This is a genomic window from Kribbella sp. NBC_00382, assembly GCF_036067295.1.
In the GTDB taxonomy this organism is placed as follows: Bacteria; Actinomycetota; Actinomycetes; order Propionibacteriales; family Kribbellaceae; genus Kribbella.
In genome coordinates this window covers 3689914-3706640 of the sequence record NZ_CP107954.1, presented here as the reverse complement: position 1 = coordinate 3706640, position 16727 = coordinate 3689914, and the positions used below count along the sequence as shown (strand labels likewise).

The 16727-nt window shown below is 66.6% G+C and carries 23 protein-coding genes; 8 read left to right on the top strand and 15 right to left on the bottom strand.

All coding sequences use genetic code 11. The features are described 5' to 3' along the window. Nucleotides 1-32 precede the first annotated feature (32 nt). On the top strand, nucleotides 33-764 hold the full coding sequence (locus OHA70_RS18170; RefSeq protein ID WP_328334061.1) for an SAM-dependent methyltransferase: 732 nt from the start codon (nucleotides 33-35) through the stop codon (nucleotides 762-764). A 46-nt stretch (nucleotides 765-810) separates the two neighbouring features. Further along, complete coding sequence (locus OHA70_RS18165; RefSeq protein WP_328334059.1) at nucleotides 811-1233, top strand: hypothetical protein; 423 nt, start codon at nucleotides 811-813, stop codon at nucleotides 1231-1233. Between the two features lie 129 nt (nucleotides 1234-1362). Here the strand turns inward: OHA70_RS18165 and OHA70_RS18160 are convergent, their stop codons facing one another. Then, the gene (locus OHA70_RS18160) at nucleotides 1363-1866 is read right to left on the bottom strand and encodes a class E sortase (RefSeq protein WP_328334057.1); all 504 of its coding nucleotides are present in this window, start codon (nucleotides 1864-1866) and stop codon (nucleotides 1363-1365) included. Between the two features lie 4 nt (nucleotides 1867-1870). On the opposite strand from OHA70_RS18160, the gene OHA70_RS18155 reads away from it, so the two are divergent. Further along, nucleotides 1871-2083: a hypothetical protein gene (locus OHA70_RS18155; RefSeq protein ID WP_328334055.1), complete on the top strand. Its 213-nt coding sequence runs from the start codon at nucleotides 1871-1873 to the stop codon at nucleotides 2081-2083. 28 nt (nucleotides 2084-2111) lie between these two features. On the opposite strand, the gene OHA70_RS18150 is transcribed toward OHA70_RS18155, so the two are convergent. Genes OHA70_RS18150 through OHA70_RS18135 form a run of 4 tightly spaced genes read right to left on the bottom strand, consistent with a single transcriptional unit; the run spans nucleotide 2112 to nucleotide 4605 of the window. Further along, entirely contained in the window at nucleotides 2112-2672 is a 561-nt protein-coding gene (locus OHA70_RS18150) for a DJ-1/PfpI family protein (protein WP_328334053.1), read from the bottom strand. Between the two features lie 51 nt (nucleotides 2673-2723). After that, entirely contained in the window at nucleotides 2724-3269 is a 546-nt protein-coding gene (locus OHA70_RS18145) for a molybdenum cofactor biosysynthesis protein (RefSeq protein ID WP_328334051.1), read from the bottom strand. A gap of 37 nt (nucleotides 3270-3306) precedes the next feature. Next, nucleotides 3307-3687, bottom strand: a complete 381-nt coding sequence (locus tag OHA70_RS18140; RefSeq protein WP_328334049.1) for a peptidase inhibitor family I36 protein — start codon at nucleotides 3685-3687, stop codon at nucleotides 3307-3309. A gap of 51 nt (nucleotides 3688-3738) precedes the next feature. Then, nucleotides 3739-4605, bottom strand: coding sequence for a hypothetical protein (locus OHA70_RS18135; RefSeq protein ID WP_328334047.1), 867 nt, complete (start codon nucleotides 4603-4605; stop codon nucleotides 3739-3741). Between the two features lie 102 nt (nucleotides 4606-4707). Here OHA70_RS18135 and OHA70_RS18130 point away from each other — a divergent pair, with 102 nt between their 5' ends. Both OHA70_RS18130 and OHA70_RS18125 read left to right on the top strand, forming a co-directional pair. Beyond that, on the top strand, nucleotides 4708-5196 hold the full coding sequence (locus tag OHA70_RS18130; protein ID WP_328334045.1) for a SigE family RNA polymerase sigma factor: 489 nt from the start codon (nucleotides 4708-4710) through the stop codon (nucleotides 5194-5196). After that, nucleotides 5186-6172, top strand: coding sequence for a hypothetical protein (locus tag OHA70_RS18125; protein ID WP_328334043.1), 987 nt, complete (start codon nucleotides 5186-5188; stop codon nucleotides 6170-6172). The genes OHA70_RS18130 and OHA70_RS18125 overlap by 11 nt, the downstream gene beginning before the upstream one ends. Here OHA70_RS18125 and OHA70_RS18120 read toward each other — a convergent pair. Further along, complete coding sequence (locus OHA70_RS18120; protein WP_328334041.1) at nucleotides 6159-6926, bottom strand: aminoglycoside 3'-phosphotransferase; 768 nt, start codon at nucleotides 6924-6926, stop codon at nucleotides 6159-6161. The genes OHA70_RS18125 and OHA70_RS18120 overlap by 14 nt on opposite strands. Nucleotides 6927-6974: 48 nt before the next feature. Between OHA70_RS18120 and OHA70_RS18115 the strand changes: the two genes are divergently transcribed. Next, a complete protein-coding gene (locus tag OHA70_RS18115) occupies nucleotides 6975-7370 on the top strand; it encodes a DUF1622 domain-containing protein (protein WP_328334040.1) in 396 nt (131 codons plus the stop codon). Further along, nucleotides 7367-7882 (top strand): methylated-DNA--[protein]-cysteine S-methyltransferase, encoded by a 516-nt coding sequence (locus OHA70_RS18110; protein WP_328334038.1) that lies wholly within the window; start codon nucleotides 7367-7369, stop codon nucleotides 7880-7882. The genes OHA70_RS18115 and OHA70_RS18110 overlap by 4 nt, the downstream gene beginning before the upstream one ends. Here the strand turns inward: OHA70_RS18110 and OHA70_RS18105 are convergent. The 5 genes from OHA70_RS18105 to OHA70_RS18085 all read right to left on the bottom strand — a co-directional run bounded on the left by OHA70_RS18105 (nucleotide 7879) and on the right by OHA70_RS18085 (nucleotide 13404). Continuing rightward, nucleotides 7879-8874 (bottom strand): LacI family DNA-binding transcriptional regulator, encoded by a 996-nt coding sequence (locus tag OHA70_RS18105; protein ID WP_328334036.1) that lies wholly within the window; start codon nucleotides 8872-8874, stop codon nucleotides 7879-7881. The two genes, OHA70_RS18110 and OHA70_RS18105, sit on opposite strands and share 4 nt — an antisense overlap. Before the next feature lie 13 nt (nucleotides 8875-8887). Continuing rightward, nucleotides 8888-9766, bottom strand: a complete 879-nt coding sequence (locus tag OHA70_RS18100; RefSeq protein WP_328334034.1) for a carbohydrate ABC transporter permease — start codon at nucleotides 9764-9766, stop codon at nucleotides 8888-8890. Further along, complete coding sequence (locus tag OHA70_RS18095; protein WP_328334032.1) at nucleotides 9763-10719, bottom strand: ABC transporter permease; 957 nt, start codon at nucleotides 10717-10719, stop codon at nucleotides 9763-9765. The genes OHA70_RS18100 and OHA70_RS18095 overlap by 4 nt, the downstream gene beginning before the upstream one ends. Beyond that, nucleotides 10716-12359: a sugar ABC transporter substrate-binding protein gene (locus OHA70_RS18090; RefSeq protein WP_328334030.1), complete on the bottom strand. Its 1644-nt coding sequence runs from the start codon at nucleotides 12357-12359 to the stop codon at nucleotides 10716-10718. The genes OHA70_RS18095 and OHA70_RS18090 overlap by 4 nt, the downstream gene beginning before the upstream one ends. Before the next feature lie 376 nt (nucleotides 12360-12735). Then, nucleotides 12736-13404, bottom strand: a complete 669-nt coding sequence (locus tag OHA70_RS18085; protein ID WP_328334028.1) for an ETEC_3214 domain-containing protein — start codon at nucleotides 13402-13404, stop codon at nucleotides 12736-12738. A gap of 618 nt (nucleotides 13405-14022) precedes the next feature. On the opposite strand from OHA70_RS18085, the gene OHA70_RS18080 reads away from it, so the two are divergent. Further along, on the top strand, nucleotides 14023-14895 hold the full coding sequence (locus tag OHA70_RS18080; protein ID WP_328334027.1) for an amino acid-binding protein: 873 nt from the start codon (nucleotides 14023-14025) through the stop codon (nucleotides 14893-14895). Here OHA70_RS18080 and OHA70_RS18075 read toward each other — a convergent pair. Genes OHA70_RS18075 through OHA70_RS18060 form a run of 4 tightly spaced genes read right to left on the bottom strand, consistent with a single transcriptional unit; the run spans nucleotide 14879 to nucleotide 16704 of the window. Next, nucleotides 14879-15634: a TrmH family RNA methyltransferase gene (locus tag OHA70_RS18075; RefSeq protein ID WP_328334025.1), complete on the bottom strand. Its 756-nt coding sequence runs from the start codon at nucleotides 15632-15634 to the stop codon at nucleotides 14879-14881. The two genes, OHA70_RS18080 and OHA70_RS18075, sit on opposite strands and share 17 nt — an antisense overlap. Nucleotides 15635-15657: 23 nt before the next feature. Beyond that, a complete protein-coding gene (locus tag OHA70_RS18070; RefSeq protein WP_328334023.1) occupies nucleotides 15658-16053 on the bottom strand; it encodes a hypothetical protein in 396 nt (131 codons plus the stop codon). A gap of 5 nt (nucleotides 16054-16058) precedes the next feature. Continuing rightward, nucleotides 16059-16364: an NIPSNAP family protein gene (locus tag OHA70_RS18065; protein ID WP_328334021.1), complete on the bottom strand. Its 306-nt coding sequence runs from the start codon at nucleotides 16362-16364 to the stop codon at nucleotides 16059-16061. 46 nt (nucleotides 16365-16410) lie between these two features. Continuing rightward, complete coding sequence (locus tag OHA70_RS18060; protein ID WP_328334019.1) at nucleotides 16411-16704, bottom strand: DUF4287 domain-containing protein; 294 nt, start codon at nucleotides 16702-16704, stop codon at nucleotides 16411-16413. Between the last annotated feature and the right edge of the window lie 23 nt (nucleotides 16705-16727).

The following is a 16727-nucleotide window of genomic DNA, read 5'->3' as shown; positions in this document are numbered from 1 at the left end:
GGCGACACCGCCGAATCGGTTGGCTGGGCCGCATGGTCGACCTGAACCGCGCCGAGTACCCGCGCTCCTCGAAGTACGACGCCGCCTGGCTGCTCGACTGCGACATGGGTCCCAATCCGCTCTGGCTGCTCGAAGGCCTCAACCTCCAGTTCGAACCGGGGATGAAGGTCCTCGACCTAGGCTCCGGCAAGGGCGCGACCTCGGTCTTCCTCGCGAAGGAGTACGGAGTACAGGTCTGGGCCGCCGATCTCTGGATCGACCCGACCGACGCCGCCGCCAACTTCACCGCTCAGGGCGTCGAGGTCACCGCGCTCAAGGCCGAAGCCCACACGCTCCCGTTCGCGCGCGAGTTCTTCGACGCGATCGTCTGCATCGATGCCTACGAGTACTTCGGTACCGCCGACAACTACCTCGCGTACCTCACCACCTTCCTCAAACCGGGCGGCCAACTTGCCATCGCCACCCCCGGGATGACGCAGGAGGTCCGCAACCTCGGCCACATCCCCGCCCACATCAAGAAGGTCGTCGGCTGGGAGGCGCTCGCCTGGCACACCGCCGACTGGTGGCGCTTCCAGTGGGAGATCACCGAGCTGGTCGAGGACGTGTCGGCGCGGATGCAGGAGTCAGGCTGGCGCGACTGGCTCGCCTGGGCCGAAGCCCTGACCGAGCACACCGGCATACCGAATGGCCACCTGGAGATGCTCCACGCCGACCAGGGCGAGTACCTCGGCTTCGCCCTCGTCACCGCGCGCAAACCCCGCTGACGGCCCCGGGTTTCGTGTTCGACCGGTACTGAGCAATGCTGTTGGCATGAGTTGGGCTATCTACGCGATGCGAGGACCGGGCGGCGTCCGCCGTCTCGACGACATTCCGGACGGCTACGCACCACCGCCGGTCGGTACTGCGGAGTCGGTACTCGACCAGGTCCGCGAACTGGCGCCCGGCGTCGACGCGACCAACCGCTCGTGGCTGGTGCTGAAGAGCGACGACTACGACGTCGAGATGTCGATCGGCAAGAGCGTCGAGGTCCGCGACATCACCTTCTACCTCAACGACGGTCCCCGCTCGATCCCGCTGGTGATGAACATCGCCGCCAAACTCGGCGTCACGGCGTACGACACGGAATCCGGCGACTTCCTCACCGAGGAGTCCCGCCCGCCGGTACCACCGCCGCTGACCCCCGAAGAAATCAAAGACAACAAACCCAAATGGTGGAAATTCGGCCGCAGCTAACCAGCCAGCCCAATCCGGTCACCTTGAACACCATCCGGCGGGCTTGAACACCCCACACCATGTCCGAGGTAACCACTTGGTGTTCAAGCCCACCACTGATGGCCTGCCCCCTCGGGTTCGTGGGGCTCGTCAGGTGGTTGGGTGGGTGGTGATGAGGGTGGCGATTTTGTTGATTCGGTGTTCTGGGTTGTTGAGGGGGTCGTGCCAGTAGTTGCCTGCGGCGTGGTCTTCGGGGGTGGCGCAGGTTGAGAGGGTGAGCATGGGGTGGGTGGGGGTGACGCCGGGACGGCCTGGGACCGGGGCGTTCTGCTGGGCCTTTTCGGCGGGTTTGCGGAAGGAGATCGTCATCGTTCGGGTGACCACGTAGTCGTAGACGGTGCCGTTGGCGGTGACGAGGATGTGGGCGCCGGTTTTGAGGTCCGGTAGGCGGGCCAGAGGTTTGCCGTGGGCGGTTCGGTGGCCGGTGATGATGAAGTTGCCGATTTCGCCGGGGCCGACGCCGCCTGCGGGGCCGCGAGGGGATGCGAAGAGGCCGCGGTCCTGGATGACGGTTCCGGGCTTGTCGTCGGCGGTGCCGGGGTAGCTGATCACCCGCCTTGCCTGTACGCCGATCGACGGGATCGCGAGCGTCACGATCGTGGCCGGCTTCACTGAAGGGGTCGCGGGTGTCGAAGAGGTCGCCGGCGTCGACGGCTTGGCTGAAGGCGACGTCGTCGGGCTGGAGCTCCCCGGCGGGGATGTCGGGTTGGGCTGCGATTCCGTAGTACCGGGTGCTGTGTCGGCGCAGCCAACCAGGGCGGCCGCGAGCAACACCGCAACCGCCCATCGTCCGACCATCGTCGGACCGTAACCCGTACTACCGAAAGCCGGCCGAAAACCTAAGCCGGCGCCTTCTCCTTCAGCAGCGCCATGAACGCGCGCATCCACGCCGGATGATCCGGCCAAGCCCGCCCGCTCACCACATTGCCGTCGACGACCGAGTCACCATCGACCCACTCACCACCACCCGCCCGTACGTCCGGCGCGCACGCGGGATACGCCGACGTCTTACGTCCCTTCAGCACTCCGGCCGCCGCAGCGACGAGCGGCCCATGACACAACTGTGCAACCGGCTTCCCCTCACCGTAGAAGTGCTGCACGATCCGCAGGCAGTCCTCGTCGTTGCGGATGTACTCCGGCGCCCGCCCACCGGGAATCACCAACGCAACATAGTCCGATGGATTCACGTCCGCGAACGCCACATCGGCCTGCCAGGTATGCCCCAGCTTCTCGGTATAGGTGTCGAACCCGTCCACGAAGTCGTGCACCACGAACTGCAACTTCTTCGCGGCCGGCGCCGCCAGATGGACCTCGTACCCCTCCTCCTGCAACCGTTGGTACGGGTAGAAAACCTCCAGCGTCTCCGCCGCGTCTCCGGTGATCATCAGGACCTTGGCCATCGCCACCACCTCCGCAGCCAGCCTCCGCCGGGCACTCCCGACGGTCAAGAGCTAGTCGACGGACAGCGTCGCCGGCCCCAACCGCAGCGTCCCCGATCCCAACGGCTCACACCGCACCCCGCCATGCCCGCGCAACCCCTTGAACGCGCCCGGCGCGACCATCTGATCCATCCACGCACACGGATTGGCCGGCCGATGCGCCTGAAACTCCACCGCTCCCAGCCCGCTGTCCAAACTGAACGCCCGCCCCGGCACCCGCTCCCCAGACCCGGTACGCCGTACCGCCAACTGGTCGATCGGATACCCACGAATAAGGATATTCCGCCTGGTCAACGCCGGATCCGGCACCTGATCCAATCCCAGCTCAGCCGCCAACTCATCCAGCGCCCCAGCGTCAAACACTGTCACCGCCGCCCGACGATGTGCCGACTGGTTGAAGTACCGATCCCCCACGATCCCCAGCCCGGCCCGCACCTCGATCGAACCCCGCGACACCGGCTCCGGATCCACCTGCGCGCCATCCTGCGGCCGCCCCACATACGCATGCACCGCAGACACAACCAGCCCGACAATCTCGACCGCGAAGGCATCAGCCACGCACCCAAGCTACTCAAAGGATGCGCCGCTCGCCTACTCAGCCGAACTTGCAGCCGGTCTGCCATTGGTGCGAGTCGTGGTCGTTGTCGTCAAGCTGAGCGTCGTACCACTCGCCGGGCTCGACGCACATGTTGTACCGCCCGTAGTTGACGTCGTAGTACAGCCAGACGTGGTCGTACCCGCCCGGCGTGCCGTTGTTGTAGACGGTCTCGTCGTTGTCGTGCATGCCGTCATCGCCCCAGTTGCTGTCGTCACCGGCCCACTGCGCGCGATGACCCTGCGCGTTGTCGTCGGCCCAGGCGCAGAAGTAGCCCGACGGGCAGTCTCCGAGCGCGGCCGACGCCGGTACTACGGGTGCCGCGGTGGCAACCAGCGTCGCGGCAGCGAACGCCGCGGTCTTCCAGGTGAGCGAACGCATCTTCCATTCCATTCTTTCGAGGGGACAAATCAATCGAGGAGACAAATCCATTCAGTGGTTGCCGAGGACAACCTTCGCCCGCGGCACCGCGGCCTGCTCGAGGCCGTTCAGCCCCGCCAGCTCACTCCGCCGCTCAGCGATCACCGCGGCCCGATGCCCGGGCTCGACCTCCCGCAAAGTCCGCGCCAGCGAGGTCGACTGAGCACACGTCGCCTCAGCCACGGTCGCCTCGACCTCAGCCGCCCGTACTGCGGAAGCCGCCGCCCCTTCATTGCGCTCGGCAACCACTTCGCGCAACTCGCCCGGGTCGTCGGCGTCGTACCCGAGCCCCTTGACGCACCCCGCCCACTCAGCCATCGCCGCGAGGTACCGCCCATCCCGACGAACCCTGTCCTGCACCAGGAACCCAAGATTGTCGGTCAGCCGCCGAGCCTTGTACCAACGCGGCAGATCGCCATAGAGCGTCCGCCGCGCAGAGGCGATACACCCCTTGTCACTCGCGGACAGCCGCCTACCCGGCTCCAACTCCACCGAGAGCTGCTTGCCCGAGCCGACCAGCGCCGTACGCCAGGCATCCTGCTTTTCCTTCGACAGCCGAGCGAAGTACTGCCCAGTCGGATCCGCCGGCGGCGCCACCGGAGCGGCTCCATAACCGTTGGCCCGTGCCCACGCGACATCGTCCACGACGTACGGGAAGTCAGGCTGCCCAGCTCCCGAGACCGCCGGCTTCTCGAAGTACGCGAAACCAGCACCAGCCATGCAGTCGTGAATCAGCCGCTCCTCGGCCCCCCGCAACAAGACCTTGTCGGCAGCACTAACCGGCGGAACCGTCGAGCCGGTAGAGGCCGAACTGGACGACCCAACCACCATCAGCAGCCCACAAGCCACCAGCACAGCACCACGCAGCGTGAAACTCATCCAGCAGAACATAGGCCACCCTCACCCCCGCAAACAAACGCTTAGATGACAACCGGCAATGATGCCGCACAACGAATCCGGTCCGGGAGGCGTTTCAGAGGTATGACCTTCGATCAATGGGTGCGGGACGGACGCGGGCGGCTGCTCGCTTTCGCGACCGTGCTCTGCGGCGGGCGGCACCTGGCCGAGGACGTCGTCCAGGAGGTGCTGGTCCGGGTTCACCGCAAGTGGGACTCGATCAGCGCCCTGGACCACCCGGACAGCTACATCCGCAAGATGGTCGTCAACGAGTTCCTCTCCTGGCGCCGCAAATGGGCCCGGATCGAGCCGAGCGGTCTGATCGAGGTGGTCGGCTCGGTCCCCGATCCGGCCGGGCTGATCGCCGAACGGATGGAGCTGCTGACCGAACTGTGCGCCCTGCCCAAACGGCAGCGCGCAGTCGTCGTACTGCGTTACCTGGTGGGCCAGAGCGACGCCCAGATCGCCGAAACCCTCGGCTGTACCGAAGGCACCGTGCGCGGCTACTCATCCCGCGCGCTGGCCACTCTCAAGATCCAGCTCACCGCGGAGGTGGCCGACCATGCGTACTGAGGATTCCCTCCGCGAAGCCCTAGAATTCTTCGCCGACCAAGCCGCCCAGCTAGAGCCAGAACCAGCCCGTACGCCGGTACGCCGAGTCCGCCGCTACGTCGTCCTCGCCACCGTCGCGGCAACAGCCGCCGCCGCGGTCCTCGTACCGGCTGCACTACACCGCAACACCGCACCGCCACCGGCGACGAAGACAACCGCACCACTCAATTGGACTCAGCAGCAGATGAGCGTCTACCCGACCGACACCACTCGGGCGTACTCCGGGTCGGACGATTCGGCCTGCTCGGTGACCGACCAGGCCGGCAGCTACAACCTGGCCAAGCTCGGCAAACTCCGGAAGAAGACGACGGTCGACGGCCATCCGGCCGACCTGATCCAGGTCCCCGAGACACAACCCCGGATGCCGGTCCTGGTCGCGCCCGGGACCACACCCAAGCCCACGTCCACCCCCGACCCGAAGACGCACCTCATGATCGCGTGGAGCCACCAGGCCGGCCGTTGGGCGCTGGCCAACTGTTCGCCGGATCTCGTTGATCTCGACACGGCCGAACAGCGGGTCCAGAGCTTCGCCGACAGCCTCGACTTCGGGCGGCAACAGCTCCGGGCGCCGATCGACTTCGGGTATCTGCCGTCCGGTGCCCGGGTCCAGTCGATCGAGGCCACTGCCGACTTCATCTCCTTCGGGATCACCAAGGGCCCGACGGAGTCGATCCTGGTCTCGCTCAACTGGCCGCCGCAGAGACATGTCTTCACCGGCGAGCGGCCGGTCCAGGTCAACGGCCACGCCGGCCGGGTGCGCGCCGACGGACAGTTGCTGATCCCGTACGGGCCCTTCGATCTCGTGGTGACTGCATCGAGCTCGACAGGGGTCGACCAGTCCGCCATGGTGCTCGCGATCGCGAAGGGGATCCGGGTCGCTGATCCGAAGGATCGATCGCAGTGGTTCCCGGCTGAGGTCGGGCTCAGCCCCAAGTGAGCGGGTCCAACAGGAGATAGAAGTCCAGTCGTTTGGCGTCGGGGTCGGGGTGGCCGTATGCCGTGAAGAAGGCGCGCGCGTCCACCGACCACACGTCATCGAGCTGAGCTGGGACCAGCGCCAAGTCGGTGTAGCGATCGGCGGCTCCGAGGCGGCCGACGTCGATCACGCCAGCCAGTTCCAGAGTGTCCGGGTCGAAGAGGAAGTTGGGTAGGCAGGCGTCCCCGTGACAGACGACGAGATCCCCGGCAGCCTTCGCGGCGAACTCGTCCTGCTCGGCGCGCACCCGTGCCAGCAACTCGTCCGGCGGTGTCGCCCGCCAGTCCTCGCGGAGGAAGTCCACGGTCACCGCACTCCGGCGTACGACGTCCGCCGCCTGCTCGACCACCTGAGCCAACGGCCGCTCGAACGGACACTCCTCCACCGGCAACTCATGCAACGCCCGCAACCCACGTGCGAAGCTCGCCACCAGCTTGTCCGACCACGGCAGGTCGACCGCCGCAACCCCCGGCACCGCAGAGGTCAGCAGCGCAGCACCGCCAGCCCACTCAATCCAATCGAGGACGCGCGCTCCAGGTACCGAAGTACGGGCGAGCCATTCCACCCGGCCTCGCTCGGCGGCCAACTCGCCCACCCCGGAAACCCCGCAGCACTTGGCGAAGACTTCGCCTCGTCGGTACACCTCCGCGCCCGACTCCCCACCCGTGACCGGCTCCCACCCGTCCCCCGGCAACCAGGATGCAAACAAACTCATCCAGCCATCCTCACAGGCTCAGCAAGTAGTTTCTGGTAGTCCTGAGCCATGAGCTTCGAGGAGCTGTTCGCCGATGTGGCCCGGGTGATCGAGGGCGTCGGCGTGGTGATCATGACCGTCGGCCTGGTGTCCGTCCTGGTGCGCTACGCCTACGCGGCCGCCTCCGACCGCACCCGCACCGGCAGCTACGAACGCCTCCGGGTCAACATCGGCCGGGTGATCCTGCTCGGCCTCGAGATCCTGATCATCGGCGACATCGTCCGGACGATCATCGTCGAGGCCTCGGTCCAGAGCGTGCTCGTGCTCGGCCTGATCGTGGTGATCCGTACCGTGCTCAGCTTCGCCCTCGAGGTCGAGATCAGCGGCCGCTGGCCCTGGCAGCAGTCCCCTCACACAACAACGCCTCCCACCGTTCCATCAACGGAACCATTGGAGGAGAAATGAACAACCGGCACGCAATCGTCAGCACCCAGCTCGGCGACCTGACGCTCGTAGCCTCGGACGACCCTGTCACCGGGGTCTACTTCCCGCACCACTGGGTGAAGCCCGAGCGCGGCACCCTCGGCGACGAGGTCGACGCAGCGACAGACCCGGTACTAACGGAAGCGACCCGCCAGCTGACCCAGTACCTCGCCGGCGAGCGCGACGATTTCGACCTCAAGACAGAGCTCCGAGGCGGCGACGCGTTCCAGCAGAAGGTCTGGGCCCTGCTCGACGACATCCCGCGCGGCGCGACCACGACGTACGGGGAACTCGCGGAGCAACTCGGCGACAAGCAACTAGCCCAACTGGTCGGCAAGGCCGTAGGCAGCAACCCGCTCTCCATCATCGTCCCGTGCCACCGCGTCGTCGGGAAGGACGGCAAACTCACCGGGTACGCCGGCGGCCTCAAGCGCAAGCAGTTCCTGCTCGACCTCGAAGAGCTGGCTCTCGTCAAGGAGACCCGGCTCTTCTAGGCAGTCGACTCGCGCGCGATCAACTGCCACGGGAAGTCGTACACCTTGCCGTCCGCGCCCTCGCGGTCGGTGAGGCGGGCGACCATGATCCGGCACAGCGCGGCGTTGAACCCGACGGGTCCGACCGTCGACAGCGACGGATCGAGATGCTCGCCCTCAGGCGTGTTCCCGACCCCGATCACGGCCAGATCCCCCGGTACGTCGATGCGCAACCGATGAGCCGCCCGGATCGCGGCGATCGCGGCGAAGTCCGTCGTACAGTAAAGCGCCGTCGGCCGGTCGGGCCGGTTGAGCACCGTCATCGCCGCGCGATAGGCCCCCTCGGGATGCGGCTCGTACGTCGCCACCAACTCGTCCAGCACCGGTACTCCGGCCGCCGCCATCGTACGCAGATAGGCGTCGTACCGCGGCCAGCCGGCCAGCTTCGAGGTCAGCGCGCCGATCCGCGTGTGCCGCTCCAGCAGGTGCTCGACGGCCAGGTGGCAACGCGGCTCGGCGCCGGACCGGATGACGTCGAAACCCCGCGGTTCGAGCACCTCGCTGAAGACGACCATCTGCACGCCCTGCGCGGCGAACGCCTCGAGATCCGCCACCAGTGATGGGTCATCCCGGACGTGATCAATGAAGATGACGTCCGGCGTCCGGTTCGCAAGTACCGTCCGCCAGTCACCGTCGGCGACGATCAGCGCGGTCTTGCCCAGCGGCTGCACCGCGTTGCTGACATCCGCCGCGACCGCCTGCGCCCACGGATCGGCGAGCACGCTCAACGAGAGCAGCACCAGATCCGACTTGCCCGTCCGGATCGCCCGGGCTGCGTCGTTGCGGCGGTAGCCCAACCGCGCGGCTGCCTCACGTACCCGATCCGCGGTGTTCTCCGAGATCGTCTGGCTGCGCGGGTGCCCGGACAGCACGTAGGACACCGTGGCGATCGAGACTCCCGCCGCGGCGGCAACTGTCCGCAGCGTCGGTTTGTCGGTCATCCCCGTGGTCATAGGAGCGATTCTCTCAGCCTTTGACCGCTCCGGTGATGACGCCCTTGTTGAAGTGCCGCTGCAGGAACGGGTAGACCATCGCGATCGGCACCAGCGCGACCACGACCACCGCCATCTGCAAGGACTGCGGCTGCGGCAACGGCGTCACCCCGAGCTGGTCGGCCGACAGCGACTTGCCCTGCAGCACGTACGTCCGCAGGATCACCTGGACCGGCCATTTGGAGGTGTCGTTGATGTAGAGCAGCGCGTTGAAGAAGGCGTTCCAGAAACCGACCGCGTAGAACAGCCCGACCACCGCGATCACCGCCTTCGACAACGGCATCACGATCCGGCGCAGGATGGTGAAGTCGCTCGCGCCGTCGATCCGCGCGCTCTCAAGGATCTCGGCCGGCACGTTCATGAAGAACGTCCGCATCACGACGAAGTTGAACGCCCCGAGCGCGCCGGGCAGGATCAGCGACCAGAGGCTGTCGATCAGCCCGAGCTGCTTGACGATCAGGAACATCGGGATGATGCCCGGCGCGAACAGCAGCGTGAACAGCACCAGCAGCAACACCGGGCGGCCGAACAGTACCGGCCGTGAAGTCGCGTAGGCGAGCGCGATCGTGGTGAACAACGCGATCACCGTACCGATCACCGTGACGAACACGCTGACCCCGATCGCCCGCGCCATCAACCCACCGCTGAACAAGGTGTCGTACGCCTTGAAGGTCGGATGCGACGGCCACAGCACATAGCCGCCGGCCTCGATGATGTCCTGGTCGCTGGCTAGCGAGGTCGAGATCACCACCATGATCGGGATGATGATCGCGAGTGCGAATCCACCGAGTACCAGGGTTTTGATGGTCTGGTACGCCGGGTTCGAGCGCTCCTTCCAGATCGGCCGGCTCATGAGTCGCCTCGCTTCTGGAAGATGCCTGGTTCGCCGAGTCGATGGGCGATCGTGTTCGCGCCCCACAGCAGCAGCGCGCCGATCACTCCCTTGGCCAGCCCGGCCGCGGCCCCGCTGCTCCAGTCACCGCCGACCACGCCGGCGTAGTACGTGAAGGTGTCCAGTACTTCGGCAGCGCCCGGCCCGACCGAGTCACGTTGCAGGATGAACTGCTCGAACCCGACGCTGAGGATGTCGCCGATGCGCAGGATCAGCAGCAGGACGATGACGGTACGCATCGACGGCAGGGTGATGTGCCAGAGCCGCCGCCAGCGTCCCGCTCCATCCGCCGCGGCAGCCTCGTACAGGGAAACATCGACGGCCGAGAGTGCCGCGAGGAAGATGATCATCGCCCAGCCGGCGTCCTTCCAGATCAGCTGGCCGACGACGAGCAGCGGGAAGGTGTCCGGGTTCGTCATGAACGGGATCGGGTCGAACCCGGCCTGCCGGAGCAGGTTGTTGACGAACCCGGCGCCACCGAGCGATTGCTGGAACAGCGTGATGACCAGGACCCAGGACAGGAAGTGCGGGAGGTACGCGATCGTCTGGAACGCGCGCCGGATCCTGTTGCTGACCAGGGAATCCACGATCAAAGCCATTGCCAACGGCACCGGAAAGAACAGCACCAGCTGCACGGCGGCCAGGATGAGCGTGTTGCGCAGCGCATCCCAGAAGTCGGGGTTGTCGTACAGATTGATGAAGTTCTGTACGCCGTTCCACTCGCTGTGCATGATGCCGAGGTACGGCTGGAAGTCCTGGAAGGCGACCACATTGCCGAGCACCGGCACGTAGAAGAACACCAGCAGGAACAGCACTCCCGGCACCATCAGCACGAGCATCTGCCAGTCGCGCCGCAGCCGGACGCCGAACGGCAGTTCCTGCTGCTTGCGCCGCTGCTGTTTGGACCGGCTCAAGACTCTGTCACCGGTACGCCGGCGGGCAGCACGGCTTCGAACTCACCACGCATCTTGTCGCCGCCGCCGCTCTTCCAGCGCTTCAGCGCCTCGTCGTACGCGTCCATCTTCTGCCGGCCGGTGACGATGTCGACGATGGTGTCGCGGAACGCCGCCGTCAGCTTGGTACCGACCTTGCTGCTGGTGTCGGAGTAGGTGCCTGCCGTCGGGTTGCGCATCGCGTACTTGAGCAGCTCCTGCTCGGTGGCGTGGACCTTCGTGGTGTCCTCGGGGAACGCCGGGTTGAAGATGACAGACTCGGGCGCGGTCATGATCTGCAGCGCGCTGACCAGGCCGGGCGCCTGCTGGTTGCCGGCGTTGTTGAGGACCGGGTTCTTCTTGGCGTCGAGGGTGTACTGCTGGCCCGCGGTACCGAAGTTCTTCTGCAGGTATTCCTTGGTACCGAACGGCGCCGAGAGATAGTTGACCAGGGCAAGGAGTTCGCGGATGCGGCCCTCGTCGGTCTTCTTGAACGGGGTGAAGCCGACCGTGCCGTAGCCCATGTCGTAGACCGGCTTGGCCTTGCCGTCATGGCCGAACGGGATCATCGTGTCGACGAACAAGCTCGGGTCCGCCGCGCGGAAGTCGGCGGTGGCGCGCGGCCCGACGGTGACCTGCGCGGCGATCTGGCCGTTGACGGTCTTCGGCGTCGCGTCGGCGAGGTTGAGGTCGGGGTAGAAGACCTTGGCTGCCCAGAGCTTCGCGGCGTACTCGACCGCGGCCTTGTAGTTGTCGGTCTCGTAGAGGTACGTGAGCGAACGGTCCTTGTTGACCCGCCAGCTGTTCGGGGCACCGAACCACTCGCCGAACATGTGCAGCATGTTGACGATCGCCGGCTCGAGCGCGTAATTGGTGCCGCTGGTGAGTTCCTTGCACTTGGCGAAGAACTCGTCGGCGGTCTTGCACTGCAGGCCGCCGACCTTGGCCCAGGTCTTCGGGTTGCCCATCATCACCTGGCCGAACGGGGTGGACGGGATCGGTGCGCCCCAGATCTTGCCGTTGACCACCGCGGTCCGCCAGGAGGCGGGCTTGAGGGCGGCGAGGTTCGGATACTCCAGTACGGCGTCGCCTGCGAGGTACTTCGTGAGGTCCTGGAACTTGGCCTCGAGCATCGGGCCGATGTTGGGGATGCCCTGGTTCGGCGGCAGCCACATCAGGTCAGGCAGCGAGTCGCCGGCCAGCAGGGTGGCGAACTTCTCCGGGTAGCCCGGGTCGGTGCCGATGGTCAGCTTGAGGTCGCCACCGAGCGCGCGGTTGAGCGCCTGCCACATGGGGTTGCTCCCCATCGGAGGCGGCGGCGTCGCGAACGTCTCGGTCAACGCGGTCACCGCCGACTTGAGCGGCGGACTCTGGACGCTGGCGATCGCGTTCTCGGGGAACTGCAGGAACCCCGGCTCGAGCCCCGTCTCCGCTCCCGGCAGGTCCGGCCGGAGCCCGTCGAACGCCTTGTACGTCGGCAGCTTCACGTCACCGGACGCCTTCGCGCCGCCACCGGTCGATCCACCGTCACCACACCCGGCAAGCGTCGGCCCGAGCACCACGACGCCGACCGCCGCACTCCCCAGCCCAAGAAACCGCCGCCGCCCGAAGTTGCTCTCCATGTCGCCGCCTCACGTCTGCCCGTTTATGATCTGTCTCTGCGCAAACCAGTCACTAACGCTCACTTAAACGTTAACCGGGACCGTAAACCCGACTCCCGCCCTCCCGCAACCCCTAACTCCCCAGAAACCTCCCCCACCGCCGGAAGATCCCCACGCAGCCTCCGACGGCCGCTCCTGCGTCGCGACCACGTTCTGCTGCTCCCACCCACCCGGTGGTTTGCGCTCCTACGTCGCGCGGTGCGACCACGAGCGCCCGACCCACCTGGCATCAGCCGGCCTGCGGCGTAGGCGGGGTTAGCCTCCCCCACTGGCTCGATGGCCTGCGACAGGCGTTTGCGCGCGGTCGGAGCTTTCCCGACACCCGCCTGTGACGGCCTCAGTCAGCAGGCAACTCGTCGAGCGGCATCCGTACCCGAATGAGGTCGACGTCTACTCCAGCGAACCCTGACAGCTCCTTGGGTGGGGCGAGGTGCGGAGCGTAGACCATCAGCGTATTGACCGTTGTTGTCGCCAGTCCGGATAGCTTGCCGGGATCATCGGCCCCAGCGAGGTGCAGCCCTCCGCCAAGGTCTCCGCAGCCTGCCTGGTTGTGGGCGAGAACGTAGTGCTGGTAGTGACCGGGGCTGCCGAAGTAGTACATCTGCGAGTACCCGAACCGACGAGCGCCCTCCTCATACTTCTCCTCCTGCACCGGAAGTTGCCTCGCTAGCGCCCCGAATGTCGACTGTCCCAGCTTGACGTTCAGACGGCCCGCCGTCCGTCGGCTGGTGGCGTAGGCCATCCGCGGCGATCGAATCGTGATGGCGAAGGCCGTGACAACGCCGTGGCCCGCGGCAATGTGGACCCACGCACCCGGCAACTCGTAGGTATGAAGGCGATCCGTCGTGCTGTGGACCGGGAGCCCGAGCCAGGAGTTGACCCGGTCGATCGACTCACCGCACGCCAACCGATCAAGCAGTTGCGACTGGGCGCGTGCGCTTCCGATGGAGTTCCTCCACCCGCGCGTGATCGACCTCCAAGCGAGCGGTGGAACGCCAAGGATCACGATGAGGGCGGCAAGGCCTTCGAGGATGTCCTTGACCCGCGTCCACGGAACATGGATCAGCAAAGTGTTGCCTCAGTTCGGGTCTGCGAAGGCATCCCAGCCCACGACCGGGTCAGGCTCGACGTATGGCTGCATCTCGAACAGCTTCCACGAGACGCAGGTTAGACGCTGACCGCCCGCCAGAAGAACCCCACGCCGTGCGCTTCCGCGGACCCATCGCCAAATCCCCACGCGTCTGCGACTCATGCGGGCCGCCCTACTCGCTGGGCTCGCCGGAGTCGCATTCTCGCGCCGTGGTGGCGGGCGCTGGCGGATCTACTCAGGTTGCCTGCCGCCCGACTCGACTTGTCCGGAAACTACTTGCCGCCCCGTGCAAGTTTGTTTCCGTCGGGGGCTTCGCCGGAGTCGTTGTGATCGGCGTCGGCATCGTCGGCAAGCCGCCCGAAGGCGGGGAGAGTGGTCCCGGTCGACAGGAGGTACTGGGCTAAATGCTGGTTGGCCGCCGGTGCGTGAGCCGGGGGGGCGGGAGTGGGCGTACCTCCTGTCGGGTGGGGCGGATTTACGGGGTGGCAACAGCGGGGCAACGTGGGAGGAGGGTGGTGGGGGCAGGGTTGGGGTATGGATCGAGTTCGGCGGTCGGATGGGGTGGCGGCGCTTCGGAGTCGGGTCGTGGCCGGTACTGCTTGTGAGGTGTGTGGGCGGATGCCGCATCCGGCTCGGTTGCGGTTGACGTTGGCTAAGTTGGCGGCGATCTTTCCGGTGGAGCTGGCGTTGCATGCGGGGATCGTGGCGATTCATCCGCCGTATCTCGTCGCGGTGAGTTTGCTGGCGGTGACCACGACGGCGTTGGCTATCTGGGTGATCGAGCCGTCGACTATGCGGTTGTTGCGGACGTGGTTGCATGCTCCGGGGCACGGGCTCCGGCGGCGTACGAAGGCTGGGTTGGAGCAGGCGGGGTCGCTCTGGCGGATCAGGGTGACGTTGGATGACCGGGCTGGGTCGCTGGAACAGCTCACCTATGGGCTGGCTGAGTTGGAGGCCAACATCCTTGGGCTGCATGTTCATCCGGTGCTTGACGGCGTACGGGATGAGTTGGTTGTTTCCACGCCAGACGGAGTCGGGCCGGATGAGCTTCTGCAGGTCGTCACGACGGCGGGTGGGCGGGAGGTGCACGTCTGGCCGACTACGACGCTTGCGTTGGTTGATGGGCAGACGACGGCGTTGAGCTTGTCGGCGCAGGTTGTGGCGGATCCGGCGGAGTTGCCGCACGCGGTCGCCGAGTTGCTCGGCGCTCAGCTGATCACCGAGCCGAAAGCATTCCAAGGCAAGCCGCTACCGGCCGACGGCACGATCCTCAAAATCCCGTCGCCGTGGAGCGGGCTCTATGTCTTCGCCCGGCCGGGCGAACCGTTCACGCCAGCTGAGTCGGCTAGAGCCCACCGCCTCGCCGAGGTCGCCGAGGCGGCCAGGGCGCTCAGTCGCGGTTGGTGACCTCGAAGGCTACGACGGCGGCGGCTACGGCGACGTTCAAAGACTCGACCCCTGCGTGCAGCGGGATCTGGAGGTCTTCGTCGGTGGCGACTGTGATGCCGTTGGTTTCGCCGCCTAGGACGAAGACGGCGCGGTCGGCCAGTTCTGCTTTGAAGAGGGATTGCTTCGAGCGGGCCGAGAGGCCGTACACACGGTAGCCGGCTTCGGTCAGCAGGTTGACTGCGGCTTTTGCGGTCGCGACGTTGACGATCGGGGCCTGGAAGGCGATTCCGGCCGACGCCTTGATGACCAGCGGGCCGACGTGCGGCGTACCGGCTCGCGGCAGGATCACGCCGTCGAAGCCCGCGCCGGTGGCGGTGCGCAGGATCATCCCGACGTTGCCGGGGTTGGTGACGCCGTCCAGCAGGAACACCTTCGTCGGCCGCTTGCCACGCGCCCGGACGAAGTCGGCCAGCGGAGTCATCCGGGGTGCGTCGACATCCGCAACGACACCCTGGTCGTGCTTGCCGTTGCCGGCCAGCCACTTCACCCGGGACGCTGTCGCGCGCTCCACCGGCGTACCGGTTCGGGAGGCGGCGCGCAGGATCTCGTCCAGCGATCCGCCGCCGGCGTTGTCCGCGACCACGACCTTCGCCACCGACAACGCGGGATCGTTCAGCGCCTCGAGCACCGGCTTACGCCCGAAGATGGTGATCCACTTGTCCCGGGGAGAGAGCTTCTCCCGCGCCTCCTGATCCACCGTCGTACCGTACCGCCGCGCCACTACCCGTGCGGCGGCCGGTCTCCGCGGAGCAGGGCGAGACCGGTGACGCTGACCGCCAGGAACCAGCCGCCGACCACCCAGGTAAGTCCCGTCAACCAGCCGGGGATGTCGTCGCGGCCACCGGCGATGAAGCCCAGCAGCAGGATGGAGGTCAGCAGGCCGAGCGCCGGACCGGCGTCTCGGCGGGCCCTGCTGAAGGCGTACGCCGAGATGCTCAGGCCGGTCAGTACGACGCCGACGCCGATGTAGAAGATCGTGGCGTAGCCGTTCGGGTCGCAGACTCCGGCGCCGCAGTACGCGGCGCCGGAGCGCTCCGCGACGATCGGCATCAGGACGGAGAACACCGCCACCACCACCGAGCTGATCCAGCTCAACCGCCAGACGAAGGTCCGCATGGTCGTCAGCCGAGGACCGGGCGCATGAAGCTGCGGTCGTACCGGAGTACGCATCCGCTTTCGTCGCGGATCTGGTCGGCCGCGATGAAGTCGGGATGTACGCCGAACAGGGTCCGGTACTGCTCGTAGTCGGCCAGGCTCGGGAAGCTGAAGAGCGCCAGAGCCTTGTCGCTGGCTCCCTCGGACGGCAGGAAGTACCCGTGATGCGTGCCGCCGTGCTCGTTCACCAGCGCGATCCATCGCTGGGCGAACTCCTCGAACGCCTCGAGCTTCGCCGGGTCGACGACGTACTCCACGACACACGTGATCATGGAGAGCAGCCTGTCATGCTGACCAAAAGAGTGCCTGGCGAGCGTGTCACAGGGCCGGCTTGGTCGCCTTGCCGTCCAGCCACAGGGTGTTCGATTCGTCGCGGTGCACGCCGGTCGTGCCGACATGCTTGTCGCCGATCGTGGCGCCGTTCTTGATCACGTACACCAGCGCCATCGCGTGCCCGCGCCCCAGCTCGTAGTCCTCCTTCAGCCAGTCGCACACCGCCCCCGCCTTGGTCGACGGCCCCTCGAACCCCCGCTCCCGCGCCAGCTCCACCAACTGCCGCGGAGTCAGCCCGGTCTTCTCCTCGATCTTGTCCAGGTACGCCTGAAACGACATCTCACTACCCTCTCGCCAGAGCG

Excerpts from the sequence above, each read along its gene's own strand:
- OHA70_RS18170 (WP_328334061.1), top strand. The coding sequence starts at position 33 with ATGGTCGACCTGAACCGCGCCGAGTACCCGCGCTCCTCGAAGTACGAC.
- OHA70_RS18165 (WP_328334059.1), top strand. The coding sequence starts at position 811 with ATGAGTTGGGCTATCTACGCGATGCGAGGACCGGGCGGCGTCCGCCGT.
- OHA70_RS18150 (WP_328334053.1), bottom strand. The coding sequence starts at position 2,672 with ATGGCCAAGGTCCTGATGATCACCGGAGACGCGGCGGAGACGCTGGAG.
- OHA70_RS18140 (WP_328334049.1), bottom strand. The coding sequence starts at position 3,687 with ATGCGTTCGCTCACCTGGAAGACCGCGGCGTTCGCTGCCGCGACGCTG.
- OHA70_RS18135 (WP_328334047.1), bottom strand. The coding sequence starts at position 4,605 with ATGAGTTTCACGCTGCGTGGTGCTGTGCTGGTGGCTTGTGGGCTGCTG.
- OHA70_RS18130 (WP_328334045.1), top strand. The coding sequence starts at position 4,708 with ATGACCTTCGATCAATGGGTGCGGGACGGACGCGGGCGGCTGCTCGCT.
- OHA70_RS18125 (WP_328334043.1), top strand. The coding sequence starts at position 5,186 with ATGCGTACTGAGGATTCCCTCCGCGAAGCCCTAGAATTCTTCGCCGAC.
- OHA70_RS18120 (WP_328334041.1), bottom strand. The coding sequence starts at position 6,926 with ATGAGTTTGTTTGCATCCTGGTTGCCGGGGGACGGGTGGGAGCCGGTC.
- OHA70_RS18115 (WP_328334040.1), top strand. The coding sequence starts at position 6,975 with ATGAGCTTCGAGGAGCTGTTCGCCGATGTGGCCCGGGTGATCGAGGGC.
- OHA70_RS18110 (WP_328334038.1), top strand. The coding sequence starts at position 7,367 with ATGAACAACCGGCACGCAATCGTCAGCACCCAGCTCGGCGACCTGACG.
- OHA70_RS18105 (WP_328334036.1), bottom strand. The coding sequence starts at position 8,874 with ATGACCACGGGGATGACCGACAAACCGACGCTGCGGACAGTTGCCGCC.
- OHA70_RS18100 (WP_328334034.1), bottom strand. The coding sequence starts at position 9,766 with ATGAGCCGGCCGATCTGGAAGGAGCGCTCGAACCCGGCGTACCAGACC.
- OHA70_RS18090 (WP_328334030.1), bottom strand. The coding sequence starts at position 12,359 with ATGGAGAGCAACTTCGGGCGGCGGCGGTTTCTTGGGCTGGGGAGTGCG.
- OHA70_RS18080 (WP_328334027.1), top strand. The coding sequence starts at position 14,023 with ATGGATCGAGTTCGGCGGTCGGATGGGGTGGCGGCGCTTCGGAGTCGG.
- OHA70_RS18070 (WP_328334023.1), bottom strand. The coding sequence starts at position 16,053 with ATGCGGACCTTCGTCTGGCGGTTGAGCTGGATCAGCTCGGTGGTGGTG.
- OHA70_RS18065 (WP_328334021.1), bottom strand. The coding sequence starts at position 16,364 with ATGATCACGTGTGTCGTGGAGTACGTCGTCGACCCGGCGAAGCTCGAG.
- OHA70_RS18060 (WP_328334019.1), bottom strand. The coding sequence starts at position 16,704 with ATGTCGTTTCAGGCGTACCTGGACAAGATCGAGGAGAAGACCGGGCTG.